The 14,381-nt window shown below is 59.4% G+C and carries 13 protein-coding genes; 7 read left to right on the forward strand and 6 right to left on the reverse strand.

Annotated features, from left to right (window positions below; all coding sequences use genetic code 11):
- The first annotated feature begins 4 nt into the window (after positions 1 to 4).
- Both trkA and ACQ4OE_RS14310 read left to right on the forward strand, forming a co-directional pair.
- Positions 5 to 1,381 carry a Trk system potassium transporter TrkA gene (gene trkA, locus ACQ4OE_RS14305; protein ID WP_122593064.1) on the forward strand — a complete coding sequence of 459 codons (1,377 nt, stop codon included), beginning with the start codon at positions 5 to 7 and terminating at the stop codon, positions 1,379 to 1,381.
- A gap of 134 nt (positions 1,382 to 1,515) precedes the next feature.
- Positions 1,516 to 1,830: a tetratricopeptide repeat protein gene (locus ACQ4OE_RS14310; RefSeq protein ID WP_430947000.1), complete on the forward strand. Its 315-nt coding sequence runs from the start codon at positions 1,516 to 1,518 to the stop codon at positions 1,828 to 1,830.
- A 4-nt stretch (positions 1,831 to 1,834) separates the two neighbouring features.
- Here ACQ4OE_RS14310 and ACQ4OE_RS14315 read toward each other — a convergent pair whose 3' ends face one another.
- From ACQ4OE_RS14315 to ACQ4OE_RS14325, 3 genes are all read right to left on the reverse strand, one after another.
- Positions 1,835 to 2,074 carry a PilZ domain-containing protein gene (locus tag ACQ4OE_RS14315; RefSeq protein WP_430947001.1) on the reverse strand — a complete coding sequence of 80 codons (240 nt, stop codon included), beginning with the start codon at positions 2,072 to 2,074 and terminating at the stop codon, positions 1,835 to 1,837.
- A gap of 73 nt (positions 2,075 to 2,147) precedes the next feature.
- Positions 2,148 to 3,035 (reverse strand): lysophospholipid acyltransferase, encoded by an 888-nt coding sequence (locus tag ACQ4OE_RS14320; protein ID WP_008084359.1) that lies wholly within the window; start codon positions 3,033 to 3,035, stop codon positions 2,148 to 2,150.
- 40 nt (positions 3,036 to 3,075) lie between these two features.
- Positions 3,076 to 3,633 carry a DNA-3-methyladenine glycosylase I gene (locus tag ACQ4OE_RS14325; protein ID WP_102902532.1) on the reverse strand — a complete coding sequence of 186 codons (558 nt, stop codon included), beginning with the start codon at positions 3,631 to 3,633 and terminating at the stop codon, positions 3,076 to 3,078.
- An 81-nt stretch (positions 3,634 to 3,714) separates the two neighbouring features.
- Between ACQ4OE_RS14325 and glyQ the strand changes: the two genes are divergently transcribed.
- The 4 genes from glyQ (at position 3,715) to ACQ4OE_RS14345 (ending at position 8,125) form a co-directional block, all read left to right on the forward strand.
- A complete protein-coding gene (glyQ, locus tag ACQ4OE_RS14330) occupies positions 3,715 to 4,668 on the forward strand; it encodes a glycine--tRNA ligase subunit alpha (RefSeq protein ID WP_025112261.1) in 954 nt (317 codons plus the stop codon).
- Positions 4,665 to 6,719, forward strand: coding sequence for a glycine--tRNA ligase subunit beta (glyS, locus tag ACQ4OE_RS14335; RefSeq protein WP_430947002.1), 2,055 nt, complete (start codon positions 4,665 to 4,667; stop codon positions 6,717 to 6,719). The genes glyQ and glyS overlap by 4 nt, the downstream gene beginning before the upstream one ends.
- A gap of 4 nt (positions 6,720 to 6,723) precedes the next feature.
- The gene (gmhB, locus tag ACQ4OE_RS14340; protein WP_430947003.1) at positions 6,724 to 7,263 is read left to right on the forward strand and encodes a D-glycero-beta-D-manno-heptose 1,7-bisphosphate 7-phosphatase; all 540 of its coding nucleotides are present in this window, start codon (positions 6,724 to 6,726) and stop codon (positions 7,261 to 7,263) included.
- 82 nt (positions 7,264 to 7,345) lie between these two features.
- Positions 7,346 to 8,125: a lysophospholipid acyltransferase family protein gene (locus ACQ4OE_RS14345; protein WP_122593052.1), complete on the forward strand. Its 780-nt coding sequence runs from the start codon at positions 7,346 to 7,348 to the stop codon at positions 8,123 to 8,125.
- A 168-nt stretch (positions 8,126 to 8,293) separates the two neighbouring features.
- Here the strand turns inward: ACQ4OE_RS14345 and ACQ4OE_RS14350 are convergent, their stop codons facing one another.
- Positions 8,294 to 9,826: an ATP-binding protein gene (locus ACQ4OE_RS14350; RefSeq protein ID WP_430947004.1), complete on the reverse strand. Its 1,533-nt coding sequence runs from the start codon at positions 9,824 to 9,826 to the stop codon at positions 8,294 to 8,296.
- Between the two features lie 169 nt (positions 9,827 to 9,995).
- Here ACQ4OE_RS14350 and ACQ4OE_RS14355 point away from each other — a divergent pair, with 169 nt between their 5' ends.
- Complete coding sequence (locus ACQ4OE_RS14355) at positions 9,996 to 10,715, forward strand: response regulator transcription factor (protein ID WP_430947005.1); 720 nt, start codon at positions 9,996 to 9,998, stop codon at positions 10,713 to 10,715.
- Positions 10,716 to 10,849: 134 nt separating this feature from the next.
- Here the strand turns inward: ACQ4OE_RS14355 and gyrB are convergent, their stop codons facing one another.
- Complete coding sequence (gene gyrB, locus ACQ4OE_RS14360) at positions 10,850 to 13,267, reverse strand: DNA topoisomerase (ATP-hydrolyzing) subunit B (RefSeq protein ID WP_122593046.1); 2,418 nt, start codon at positions 13,265 to 13,267, stop codon at positions 10,850 to 10,852.
- 5 nt (positions 13,268 to 13,272) lie between these two features.
- Positions 13,273 to 14,376: a DNA replication/repair protein RecF gene (gene recF, locus ACQ4OE_RS14365; RefSeq protein ID WP_038359568.1), complete on the reverse strand. Its 1,104-nt coding sequence runs from the start codon at positions 14,374 to 14,376 to the stop codon at positions 13,273 to 13,275.
- Positions 14,377 to 14,381: the final 5 nt, after the last annotated feature.

The following is a 14,381-nucleotide window of genomic DNA, read 5'->3' on the forward strand; positions in this document are numbered from 1 at the left end:
CTGGATGAAAATCATCATCCTCGGTGCGGGACAGGTCGGCGGTTCGCTGGCCGAGCATTTGGCCAGCGAGGCCAACGACATCACGGTGGTCGACACCGACGGCGAACGCCTGCGTGACCTCGGCGACCGTCTCGACATCCGCACCGTGCAGGGCCGTGGCTCGCTGCCGTCGGTGCTGCGTCAGGCCGGCGCCGACGACGCCGATATGCTCGTCGCGGTGACCAACAGCGACGAGACCAACATGGTCGCCTGCCAGGTCGCCCACACGCTGTTCCACACCCCTACCAAGATCGCCCGGGTGCGCGAAGCGTCCTACCTCCATCGCGAGGAGCAACTGTTCCAGAACGAAGCGATTCCGGTCGACGTGCTGATCAGCCCCGAGCAAGTGGTGACCAACTACATCAAGCGCCTGATCCAGCATCCGGGCGCGTTGCAGGTGATCGACTTCGCCGAAGGCGCGGCGCAACTGGTGGCGGTGCGCGCCTATTACGGTGGGCCGTTGGTCGGTCAGCAACTGCGTCAGTTGCGCGAACACATGCCGAATGTCGAAACCCGCGTGGCCGCGATTTTTCGCCGCGACCGGCCGATCCTGCCCCAGGGCGACACGGTGATCGAGGCCGACGACGAAGTCTTCTTCATCGCCGCCCGTGAGAATATTCGCGCGGTGATGAGCGAAATGCGCCGTCTCGACGAAACCTACAAGCGCATCGTCATTGCGGGCGGCGGGCAAATCGGCGAGCGACTGGCCGAGGCCATCGAAAGCCGTTATCAGGTGAAGATCATCGAGATGAATCCGGCGCGTTGCCGCTATCTCTCCGACACCCTCGACAGCACCGTGGTGTTGCAGGGCAGTGCGTCCGACCGTGATCTGCTGCTGGAAGAGAACATCGCCGACGCCGACATTTTCCTCGCCCTGACCAACGATGACGAAGCCAATATCATGTCGTCGCTGCTGGCGAAACGGCTGGGTGCGAAGAAAGTCATGACGATCATCAACAACCCGGCCTACGTGGACTTGATCCAAGGCGGTGACATCGACATCGCCATCAGCCCGCAACTGGCGACCATCGGTACGCTGCTGGCCCACGTGCGCCGTGGCGATATCGTCAGCGTGCACTCACTGCGGCGCGGTGCGGCGGAGGCCATCGAGGCGATTGCCCACGGTGATGCGAAGTCGAGCAAGGTCATCGGCAAACCGATCGAGAAAATCGGCTTGCCGCCGGGTACCACCATTGGCGCGGTGATCCGCAACGAACAAGTGATCATCGCCCACGACCACACGGTGATCGAAGCGGGCGACCATGTGATTCTGTTCCTTGTGGATAAAAAGCATATTCGCGATGTGGAGAAGCTGTTTCATGTGGGGTTGAGCTTTTTCTGAGGTTGATCGTTCCCACGCTCCGCGTGGGAATGCAGCCCGGGACGCTCCGCGTCCCAAGAGCGGACGCAGAGCGTCCATTGAGGCATTCCCACGCAGAGCGTGGGAACGATCAGACTGAAGCGAGGGTGCAAAAAATGCTCGAATCCCTGGAAAAAATGCTCGCCAAGGGTGTGGATAACTCATTGCTGCGCTTCGGCCTGGGCAAGGGCTATCTGGATCTTGGCGAAAACGCCATAGCCGCCGAACACTTCCAGCGCTGTGTCGGTTTCGATCCAAAGTATTCAGCAGCGTGGAAACTCTTGGGCAAGGCGCATCTGGCGCTGGGCGATCATGCTGCCGCGCGTCAAGCCTGGGAACAGGGTCTGGAAGCCGCCCGCGCCCATGGCGACAAGCAGGCCGAGAAAGAAATGACGGTGTTCTTGAAGAAGCTCGATCGTCAGGCGCCGTAACGGTTCACAAATACCTCAGGCCAATACCTTCGGCATCCACCGTCACCACTTCCATCCGTACCCGCGGCGCGCCTGTGGGTAAATCCTGCACTTGGCCGTAAACCACTGCGCCTTTGTGCAAAGAAGCCAAAACCGGATGCTGCACAAAAACCCCGGTGGGCGACAGATTACGCGTCTGCCCCAGGCATTCGCCAAAGCTGTCGTGGGTGATCTTGATGCGGAAGGATTTGCGTTGTTCGGACATCTTCTTGCGCCCTTTGATGAACGGTTGTGGATAACCTCGCCAATGAGGTTATCCACAGATCATGCCAATCAGCTCAATACCAGCGCTCTTCGCCCGGCGGACGCTTTTTGAAGCGTTTCATGCTCCACATGTATTGGCTCGGATACGCCGCGACATAACGCTCGACGACTTTGCTCATCGCTGCGCAGGATTCGGCAGTATCGGTGCTGTACATGGCTTCGGGTGCCGCTTCGAGGATGACTTTGTAGCCAGAACCGTCGGGCAGGCGCAGCGCATGCAGGAACACGCCGACGGCTTTGCCGCCGGCGAGCATGTTCGGCACGAATTTGCTGGTCAGCGCTTGAGTGGCAAAGAACGGCACGAAGATCCCGGCGGATTCGGCCGGTTCCGGGTCAGCGGGAATGCCCACTGCACCACCTTTGCGCACTTCCTTGATCACGCTGAGGATGCCTTCCTTGGTGGAGGCGGCGACCTTGTTGCCCAGTTGCACGCGCTGTTTGCGCAGCAATTCGTCCACAGCTTTAAGCTTTGGCGGGCGATAGAAAATGATCGGTTTGCACTGGCTGCAATAGAAGTGGTTGAGCACTTCCCAGTTGCCGAGGTGGCTGGTGATGCCGACCACGCCTTTGCCCGAGGCCAAAGCGTCTTTCAGCACGTCGAGGCCTTCGACTTCGCGCACCAGATCGATCGAACGCTGCGCCGGCCAGATCCACGCGCAGGCGCTTTCGGTCAGCGACTTGCCGATGTCTTTCAGGCTCTGCCCGACCAGACGCTCACGCTCGGCCGGATCCATCTGTGGAAAACATTTGGCGAGGTTGATCCGCACCACGTCGCGGGAGCGGTTAGGGGTTTTCCACATGATCCAGCCGATCGCCGAACCCACGGCCTGCACGGCCCGCCATGGCAGCAAGGCAAACAGCCGCAGAGCGCCTACCAGCAAGGCGCCTTTAAACTTTTCCACAGGTCACTCCTGATCTTGTGCGGTGCGCGAGGCGGCCATTCTAACCGCCGTTGACGAGCTGCGCGTAGCGGTCGCAGTCCTGGGTGTGGTCCATGACCATGCCCGAGGCCTGCATCAGCGCGTAGCAGATGGTCGGTCCGACGAACGTGAACCCGGCCTTTTTCAGGGCTTTGCTCATCGCCAGCGCTTCGGGGGTGATCGCCGGGACTTCGCTGCGATCCTTGAAATGATTGATGATCGGTTGGTCGTTGACGAACGACCAGAGGAACGCCACCGGATCCTCCAGCGCCAGCCAGGCCTGGGCATTGCGGCGGGCGGCGTTGAGTTTAAGGCGGTTGCGGATGATCCCCGGATCGAGCATCAATTCGTCGATTTCGGCGTCGCTCATCTGCGCCACGCGCTGTACGTCAAAGCCGAACAACACCTCGCGATAACGCTCGCGTTTGCGCAGCACGGTGATCCAGGACAGCCCGGCCTGGAACCCTTCGAGCAAAAGCAACTCGAACAAACCCTGCGCATCGCGTAGCGGCGTGCCCCACTCCTGGTCGTGATAAGCCATGTACAGCGGATCTTCGGTACACCAAAAGCAGCGTGGCATAAGGCTCCAGGGGGCGTGCGCAGCAATGAATCGGGTATACTCCCGCTCTTTAAATCGCAGCCCAAGAAACAGGTGAATTTCGTGAGCCAGCCTACGCCAGCCGTGCGTACCTTCCAAGACTTGATCCTCGCGCTCCAGCAATACTGGGCCGAGCAAGGTTGCGTGGTACTTCAGCCCTACGATATGGAAGTAGGCGCCGGCACTTTCCACACCGCGACCTTCCTCCGTGCCATCGGCCCGGAAACCTGGAACGCCGCTTACGTGCAGCCAAGCCGCCGTCCGACTGACGGCCGTTACGGCGAAAACCCGAACCGTCTGCAGCACTACTATCAGTTCCAGGTCGTGCTCAAGCCGAACCCGGACAACTTCCAGGAACTGTACCTGGGCTCGCTCAAGCATGTCGGCCTGGACCCGCTGGTCCACGACATCCGCTTCGTCGAAGACAACTGGGAATCGCCGACCCTCGGCGCCTGGGGTCTGGGCTGGGAAGTCTGGCTGAACGGTATGGAAGTGACCCAGTTCACTTACTTCCAGCAGGCGGGCGGCATCGAATGCTACCCGGTGACCGGCGAGATCACTTACGGTCTTGAGCGTCTGGCCATGTACCTGCAAGGCGTGGACTCGGTCTACGACCTGGTCTGGGCTGACGGCCCGATGGGCAAAGTCACCTACGGCGACGTGTTCCACCAGAACGAAGTGGAGCAGTCCACTTACAACTTCGAACACGCCAACGTCGACAAACTGTTCGAATTGTTCGACTTCTATGAAAGCGAAGCCAAGCGCCTGATCGAACTCGACCAGCCGCTGCCGTTGCCGAGCTACGAAATGGTGCTGAAGGCGTCGCACACCTTCAACCTGCTGGATGCGCGCCGGGCGATCTCGGTGACCGCGCGTCAGCAATACATTTTGCGCGTACGCACCTTGGCGCGTTCCGTTGCGCAAGCCTACCTGCTGGCGCGCGCCAAGCTGGGCTTCCCGATGGCGACCCCGGACCTGCGTGACGAAGTACTGGCCAAGCTGGAGGCTGCACAATGAGTGCGCAAGATTTTCTGGTTGAACTGGGCACCGAAGAACTGCCACCGAAAGCCCTGAACACCTTGGCTGAGGCGTTCCTCGCCGGTATCGACAAGGGCCTGCAAGCCGCTGGCTTGAGCTACGAGACTAAAACCGTCTACGCCGCGCCGCGTCGTCTGGCTGTGCTGATCACCGCGCTGGCCACCCAGCAACCGGATCGCAGCATCAACCTCGACGGCCCGCCACGTCAGGCGGCGTTCGACGCTGAAGGCAATCCTACGCAAGCAGCTCTGGGCTTTGCCAAGAAGTGCGGCGTCGATATAAGCGAAATCGATCAGAGCGGCCCGAAACTGCGCTACAGCCAGAGCATCGCCGGCAAGCCGACCGCGAGCCTGCTGCCGACCATCGTCGAAGATTCGCTGAACGACCTGCCAATCCCGAAACGCATGCGTTGGGGTGCGCGCAAGGAAGAGTTCGTGCGTCCGACCCAGTGGCTGGTGATGCTGCTCGGTGACCAGGTCATCGACTGCACCATCCTCGCGCAGAAGGCTGGCCGTGATTCCCGTGGTCACCGCTTCCATCACCCGCAAAGCGTGCGCATCGGTTCGCCGTCGAGCTACCTGGCTGACCTGCGTGCCGCTTATGTATTGGCCGATGCCAACGAACGTCGCGAGATCATCAGCAAGCGCACCGAGGAGCTGGCCACCCGTCAGGAAGGCACGGCCATCGTGCCGCCGGCGCTTCTCGACGAAGTGACTGCGCTGGTTGAATGGCCGGTGCCGCTGGTGTGCTCGTTCGAGGAACGCTTCCTCGACGTGCCGCAAGAAGCGCTGATCACCACCATGCAGGACAACCAGAAGTACTTCTGCCTGCTGGATGCCGACGGCAAGTTGCTGCCACGGTTCATCACTGTGGCCAACATCGAAAGCAAAGACCCGCAGCAGATCATCGCCGGTAACGAGAAAGTGGTTCGCCCACGCCTGACCGACGCCGAGTTCTTCTTCAAGCAAGACAAGAAGCAGAAACTCGAAGACTTCAACCTGCGCCTGCAGAACGTGGTGTTCCAGGAAAAACTCGGCAGCGTCTACGACAAGGCCGAACGCGTATCGAAACTGGCTGCGTACATTGCCGCACGCATTGGCGGCAATGCCTCGTGGGCTGCCCGTGCAGGCCTGCTGTCGAAGTGCGACCTGGCCACCGAAATGGTCGGCGAGTTCCCGGAGATGCAAGGTGTCGCCGGTTACTACTACGCCCTCAATGACGGTGAGCCGGAAGACGTCGCGCTGGCGCTGAACGAGCAGTACATGCCACGCGGTGCCGGTGCAGAACTGCCGGCGACCCTGACCGGTGCCGCCGTTGCGATCGCTGACAAGCTCGACACCCTGGTCGGTATCTTCGGTATCGGCATGCTGCCAACCGGTAGCAAAGACCCGTATGCCCTGCGCCGTGCGGCACTCGGTGTGCTGCGCATCCTGATCGAGAAAAAACTCGATCTGGACCTGAACGACGCCGTGGCTTTCGCGGTGAACGCGTTCGGTGCCAAGGTCAAGGCTGCCGGCCTCAACGAAGCGGTGCTGGAATTCATCTTCGACCGTCTGCGTGCGCGTTACGAAGACGAAGGCGTTGAAGTGGCCACTTACCTGTCGGTACGTGCCCTGAAGCCGGGTTCGGCGCTGGACTTCGATCAGCGTGTGCAAGCGGTTCAGGCCTTCCGCAAACTGCCGGAAGCGGCAGCGCTGGCGGCGGTGAACAAGCGCGTGTCGAACCTGTTGAGCAAAGTCGAAGGTTCGGTGCCGACCGAGGTGCAAGCCAAGTACTTCGACAACGCCAACGAATTCTCGCTGTACTCGGCGATCCAGCAAGCGGATCAGGCTGTACAGCCGATGGCTGCGGCGCGTCAGTACAACGAATCGCTGGCACGCTTGGCTGCATTGCGTGAGCCGGTGGATGCGTTCTTCGACGCGGTGATGGTCAATGCCGACGATGCCAATGTGCGGGCCAACCGTTACGCGCTGCTGGCGCGTCTGCGTGGCCTGTTCCTCGGTGTTGCCGACATTTCGCTGCTGGGTTGAGGGATTGCTGTTGAAACTGCTGATTCTCGATCGGGACGGAGTGATCAATTACGACTCCGACGCTTACATCAAGTCAGTGGCGGAGTGGGTTCCGTTACCCGGCTCGATCGAAGCGATTGCGCAGTTGAGCAAGGCCGGCTGGACGGTGGCGGTGGCCACCAACCAGTCGGGCATTGCTCGCGGCTATTACGACCTCGCCACCCTCGACGCCATGCACGCGCGCCTGCGCGAACTGGTGGCGGAGCAGGGCGGTGAAGTCGGGCTGATCGTGTATTGCCCGCATGGGCCGGACGAGGGTTGCGAGTGCCGCAAGCCGAAACCGGGGATGTTGAAAACCATCGCGGCGCATTACGACGTCGAACTTAACAATGTCTGGTTCGTCGGCGACAGCCTTGGTGACCTGGAGGCCGCCAAAGCCGTCGATTCACAGCCAGTTTTGGTAAAGACCGGAAAAGGCGCAAAGACTCAGGGCAAAACCCTGCCGGTTGGCACTCTGATTTTTGACGATCTGGCGGCGATTGCCGCAGAACTTATCCACAACTAGAGTACTTCTGAATTCCTGACCAGGGATTGATCGGGAGTGCGCTTGAACACTCGGGCATTGCCCCGTCACGGTAAACGTCACTATGTCGATACTGCGGGCCATCAGAATTTTTCTCTTTTACCTGCTGCTGGGCACCACTTCCCTGCTGTGGTGCAGCTTGAGTTTTTTTATCGCGCCGTTTCTGCCGTTCAAGGCGCGTTATCGTTTCATCAACGTGTACTGGTGCCGTTGCGCCTTGTGGTTGACCAAGGTGTTCCTCGGTATCCGTTACGAAATCAAAGGCGCGGAAAACGTGCCTGACCGGCCCTGCGTGATTCAATCGAACCACCAGAGCACTTGGGAGACGTTCTTTCTCTCCGCTTATTTCTCGCCTTTGAGCCAGGTGCTCAAGCGTGAATTGTTGTTCGTGCCGTTCTTCGGCTGGGCCATGGCCATGCTGCGGCCGATCGCGATCGATCGCGACAACCCGAAAGCGGCGCTGAAACAAGTCGCGGCCAAGGGTGACGAACTGCTCAAGGACAATGTCTGGGTGCTGATCTTCCCGGAGGGCACACGCGTTCCTTTCGGCACTGTCGGCAAGTTCTCCCGCAGTGGCAGCGCTTTGGCGGTGAATGCGGCGCTTCCGGTACTGCCGATTGCACACAATGCCGGCAAGTTCTGGCCGAAAGTTGGCTGGGGCAAAAAGTCCGGAGTGATCACCGTAGTCATCGGTGAACCGATGTACGCCGAAGGGACTGGGCCTCGCGCCATTGCCGAGTTGAACGATCGGGTGCAAGCCTGGAACGAGAAGACTCAACGCGAAATGGGCTCGCTGCCACCGGCCCCACAAGCGCCAGCGTCAAATGATCAGATCGCTGTCTGAGATTTTGTGGATAACCTGTGTACGGTTTTGTTGAAAAGGCTTGAATATTCATTTTAAGTGACTGATTTACTTATATATTTCTCAAACTCATAAAACACCGTAAAACGTGCATAAGTTTTTTTCGGATGTTAAAAAACCGGCTGATATAGCCGGTTTTTTTGTGCCTGTTCACTCTGGGATCAGCGGTAGTTCGAGCTCAAACGTAGTGCCCTGATCGACCACGCTGCGGCATTCGATGATGCCGCCATGATGATCGACCACCGCTTTGACCATCGACAGACCCAGGCCTACGCCATCAATGCCTTGAGCGGAGGAGAAGCGCCGGTACTGGGTGAACAGATCAGGCAACTCTTCGGCAGCGATGCCTTTGCCTTGGTCAGTCAGTTCACAGTGAAGCCATTCTTCGTCGCAACGTACGTTTAGCGTGATCGTAGTGGCGGCCGGGCTGTACTTGATCGCGTTTTCCAGCAGATTGAACAGGGCGCGGGTCAGCAGACCCTGGTCAGCGCTGATCAGGCGTTCCTGGGAATGCTCATCCATGTCATGCAGCAGCTCGATGCGTTTTTGCTGAGCGATGGGCAACGCTTGATCCATCACGTCGAGTACCAGCATCGCGAACAGCGTCGGCTGAAATTGATAGGCCTCGGATTCCGCACGCGCCAGCAGAACAAACCCGTCGGTCAGGTCCAGCGCCCGACGCACCTGCCGCTCAATCTGATCGAACAACGGCGCATCAGCCCCCGCTTGATGACGGTGGACGTCGAGCAAAGCGAGGATCGCCGAATGAGGGGCGCGCAGATCGTGGGAAAGGAAGCGCAGCAACACTCCGCGTTGTTCTTCCGCAGCGCGCTCGGCACTCAGATCGGTGAGGCTCAGCAGCCAGCCGATCGGTGTGTCACCGTCCACCGGCAGCAGGGCGGCGCGTTCCAGACGCAGACTGCGTTCTTTGTGATCGCGAAATTCCAAGAGCGGCAACGCAGACAGTAGTGGGCGCTGCGCTGTGGATAATTCCGGATAGCCAAGGCGGGCGAGCTGGTCGAGAACATCGTCGCCCACCAAAGGATCGTCGAATAATGCGCGAGCCTTACGGTTACCCAACAGGATCTGCCCTTTGGGATCGCTGATCAGCGTGGCGACGGGCAGGTATTCCAGGCCATCGGCGATGAATCGCCGCGTATCGCGGGTACGGCTCATGGCCTGTTCAAGCGCCATGATCTGGCCTTGTAGGCGATCAGCGCCGGTAAATTGCGAGCGACGGCGTTCGGGAAAGACCTTGGGTTCGCTATCGAGCCTTGCCAGTTCCCAACCGAAATAAGTCAGCACCACGCTTAGCCGGCGCCAGTTCCAGATCAAATAGCCGAACAACATGCCCAGCACCGCTGGCGTTGGCGACCACCAGCGACGCATCTCTGCCAGACCCGCACTGGCCAGCAGTGCGCACGCCATGCCGACCAGCGTCACCCAGAGCGCCCAACGCGGTCGCCATAACAGCAACCCGAGACTGCCGGCCACCAGAGTGACCGACAACAATGCGCCCATCGCCGGCGTCGTATCGTGCAGATTGATTTGCGCGCGATAGGACAGCACCGCAGTCAGCGGCAACAGCACTAGACTTATCCACAACCACTCGCGCACTAACTGTCGAAACAGTCGCTGCACCTGGCTCGGTTCGCGGCTTTCGCGCCGACGATTATGGTTCATGTGGAAAAACGGCAGGGCAGGGTGAATGGTTTCATGGGCCACAGGTCTGAGACGTAGACCCGGAGAATCATAGCGGACGTCGACCAACGGCGGGCCGCATACTTTCACAGCGAAGGGCGTGCGACTATCGTTGTCCACCAACTGCCCCAGCGACAAGGAACCACCGCGAATGCGCGTTGCGATATTGGACGACGAACCCGCCGAACTGCGCCGGGTCGAGCAAACCCTGCAGCAAATGGCCGATGCCGGCGAGCAGCCGTGGTCACTGCACAGCTTCGAGCGCGGTGAAGACCTCCTCCGGCAATTGCGCCGGGAAACCTTCGACCTGCTGATCCTCGACTGGCAATTGCCCGACCTCACCGGCCTGGCCCTGCTGCGCTGGACCCGCGAACACATGGAAGCGCCGCCGGCGGCGATCATGCTGACCAGTCGCGATGGCGAGAGCGATATCGTTCAGGCGTTGAATGCAGGGGCTGATGATTACGTCAGCAAGCCATTCCGGCCGAATGAATTGAAGGCGCGGGTGGCTGCGGTATTGCGTCGTCACAGCCAGCAACGTGCGGCGGCGACGGAAGTGCTGAGCTTTAATGATCTGACGTTTGATGACGCCGAACTGACTGTCACCCGCGAAGGCAAACCGATTGTCATGACCGAGCGCGAGTATCGACTGGCGCGGTGTCTGTTCAGCAATCTGGGCCGGCCGCTGTCTCGGGATTATCTTTATGAGCGGTTTTGGCCACATGAGGAGATTGCGTCGTCGCGACCACTGGATACGCATATCTATCGACTGCGGAACAAGCTCGGGCTGACAGCGGATCGGGGTTGGCAGCTGTTGACGATTTATGGGTATGGGTATCGGTTGGAGAGCGTGTCTGCTGCCTCTGAATAAAAGATCAAAAGATCGCAGCCTGCGGCAGCTCCTACAGAGATCGATGTAGGAGCTGCCGCAGGCCGCGATCTTTTGATCCGCCAATAAAAAGGCCAACGCAATGCGTTGGCCTTTTTGTTTGTCGCAAACGAGGATCAGAAATCCAGGTTAGAAACCGCCAACGCATTGCTCTCGATGAAGTCACGGCGAGGTTCGACCGCATCACCCATCAGGGTGTTGAAGATCTGGTCTGCGCCGATGGCGTCTTCGATGGTGACTTTCAGCATGCGGCGCACGCTTGGGTCCATGGTGGTTTCCCACAGCTGATCCGGGTTCATTTCGCCCAGACCTTTGTATCGCTGAATGGTGTGACGCTTGGTGCTTTCGGCCATCAGCCAGTCCAGTGCTTCCTTGAACTCGGTGACCGCTTTCTTGCGTTCGCCACGCTGGATGTACGCGCCTTCGTCGAGCAGGGTGCTCAGTTGAGCGCCGAGGGTGACGACGGTTTTGTAGTCGTTGCTGCCGAAGAAGTCGCGGTTGAAGGTGACGTAGTTCGACAGGCCGTGGGAGATCAGTTCGACCTCTGGCAGCCATACACCACGTTCACGATCTTCACGCAGGCTGGCCTTGTAGACCAGACCGGATTTCTCGACGGTACGCAGACGCGCTTCGTACTGGGCCAGCCACTCTTGCATCGCGGCGTGGTCGCCGAGCTTTTCCAGGCTCACGGCCGGCAGGTAGATGAAGTGCTCGGTCAGTTCCTGCGGGTACAGGCGCGACAGACGTTTGAGGGTCTTCATCACCATGCGGAAATCGTTCACCAGACGCTCAAGCGCTTCACCGGAAATGCCCGGGGCTTCTTCGTTCAGGTGCAGGCTCGCATCTTCCAGGGCCGACTGCGTCATGTACTCTTCCATGGCGTCGTCGTCCTTGATGTATTGCTCTTGCTTGCCTTTCTTGACCTTGTACAACGGCGGCTGGGCGATGTAGATGTAGCCACGCTCGATCAGCTCCGGCAGCTGACGGAAGAAGAAGGTCAGCAGCAGGGTACGGATGTGCGAACCGTCGACGTCAGCATCGGTCATGATGATGATGTTGTGATAGCGCAGCTTGTCGATGTTGTACTCGTCGCGACCGATACCGCAGCCCAGTGCGGTGATCAGGGTGCCCACTTCCTGGGACGAGATCATCTTGTCGAAACGGGCTTTCTCGACGTTGAGGATCTTGCCCTTCAACGGCAGGATCGCCTGGGTCTTGCGGTTACGTCCCTGCTTGGCAGAGCCGCCCGCGGAGTCACCTTCCACGAGGTACAGTTCGGACAGGGCCGGGTCTTTTTCCTGGCAGTCAGCGAGCTTGCCCGGCAGGCCGGCGATGTCCAGCGCGCCTTTGCGGCGGGTCATCTCACGGGCCTTGCGCGCGGCTTCACGGGCACGCGCAGCGTCGATCATCTTGCCAACGACCAGCTTGGCTTCGTTCGGGTTTTCCAGAAGGAAGTCGGAGAAGTACTTGCCCATTTCCTGTTCGACCGCGGTCTTCACTTCGGAAGAGACCAGCTTGTCTTTGGTCTGCGAGCTGAACTTCGGATCCGGCACTTTCACCGAGATGATCGCAGTCAGGCCTTCACGGGCATCGTCACCGGTGGTGGCGACTTTGTGCTTCTTCGCCAGACCTTCCTGCTCGATGTAGTTGTTCAGGTTACGCGTCAGTGCCGAACGGAAGCCCACCAGGTGAGTACCGCCGTCGCGCTGCGGAATGTTGTTGGTGAAGCACAACAGGTTCTCGTTGAAGCTGTCGTTCCACTGCAGGGCGATTTCCACGCCGATGCCGTCTTCACGCTGAATGTTGAAGTGGAACACCTGGTTGACCGCAGTCTTGTTGGTGTTCAGGTATTCAACGAACGCACGCAGACCGCCCTCGTACTTGAACAGCTCTTCCTTACCACTGCGCTCGTCCTTGAGGACGATGCCGACACCGGAGTTGAGGAAGGACAGTTCACGAATACGCTTGGCCAGGATGTCCCAGCTGAAGTGGATATTCTTGAAAGTTTCAGCCGAAGGCTTGAAGTGGATCTGGGTACCGGTGGTTTCGCTGTCGCCAACGATCGCCATCGGCGCCTGAGGTACGCCGTGGACGTAGGTCTGTTCCCAGATCTTGCCGCTACGGCGAACGGTCAGAACCAATTCTTCGGACAGTGCGTTCACCACCGACACACCTACACCGTGCAGGCCGCCGGATACTTTGTAGGAGTTGTCGTCGAACTTACCGCCAGCGTGGAGGACGGTCATGATGACCTCGGCGGCGGAAACGCCTTCCTCTTTGTGCACGTCTACAGGGATGCCACGGCCGTTGTCTTTAACGGTGATGGACTCATCCGGGTGGATGATGATGCTGATGTCGTCACAATGGCCGGCGAGGGCTTCGTCGATCGAGTTGTCGACCACCTCGAAGACCATGTGGTGCAGACCGCTGCCATCGTCGGTGTCGCCAATGTACATACCGGGACGTTTGCGTACGGCATCCAGGCCTTTCAGCACTTTAATGCTCGTTGAGTCGTACGTGTTTTCTTCGCTCAATGCCTTCACTCCCGATGGTCGTGGGTCTGGGTGATACGGCCCTGTTCCACGTGGAACAGAGCGACTGGCGTTTCCGTCTGCCAGCCTTCCCTCAATAATTCGTGATCTACACAGGTGATGAACACCTGGCAGCGTAAGTCTTCCAGCAAGCGACACAGCGCGCGACGGTGGCCCTCGTCCAGTTCGGACGGCAGGTCATCCACCAGATAAATACACTGACCGCGGCGGGCCTGGCTGACCAGATGCCCTTGGGCAATCCGCAGTGCACAGACCACTAACTTCTGCTGACCCCGGGACAAGATGTCCGCGGCATTGTGTGCGCCCAATCTAAGACGCAAATCAGCCCGTTGCGGTCCGGCCTGGGTATGACCCATTTGCTGGTCCCGTTGCACGGAACCGGCCAATACGGCGCTCAATTCCCGGTCTTTGTCCCAGCCTCGGTAATAGCTGAGCGTCAAACCTTCGAGCTCAACCAGTTCACTCAAGGTTTGTTCAAAGACTGGTTTCAAGGCTTTGATGTAAGCGCGGCGGTATTCATCGATTTCAGCGCTGGCCTGGCACAGTTCCCTGTCCCAAACCGCTTGTGAAACGGCGTCAAGTGTACCATGCCGCAGCCATGAGTTTCTCTGGCGCAAGGCCTTCTGCAAACGCTGCCAAGTGGCCATGAACCGCGGCTCGACGTGGAACACGCCCCAGTCGAGAAACTGCCGGCGTATCTTCGGTGCGCCTTCGAGCAAACGGAAGCTATCAGGGTTGATCAGCTGTAGCGGCAGGATCTCCGCGAGTTGCGCAGCGCTGCGGGCGTTCTGGCCGTCGATGCGGATCTGGAACTCGCCTTGACGATCGCGGGAGATGCCCAAAGCGCTATGGCCACCCTCGGCCAATTCGACCTGACCAAACACGGTGCAGGCCAGCTGTTCGTACTGGATGACCGGCAAAAGCCGCGTGCTACGAAACGAACGGGCAAGCCCCAGCAGATGAATGGCTTCCAGAACACTGGTTTTGCCGCTGCCGTTGGCGCCGTAAAGAATGTTGATGCGGGGGGAGGGGGAGAAGGTCACCGGGTGCAGATTGCGCACCGCGGTGACCGAAACACGACTTAAGGACATCCAGA

This window comes from Pseudomonas sp. WC2 (assembly GCF_050586545.1).
Lineage (GTDB): Bacteria > Pseudomonadota > Gammaproteobacteria > Pseudomonadales > Pseudomonadaceae > Aquipseudomonas.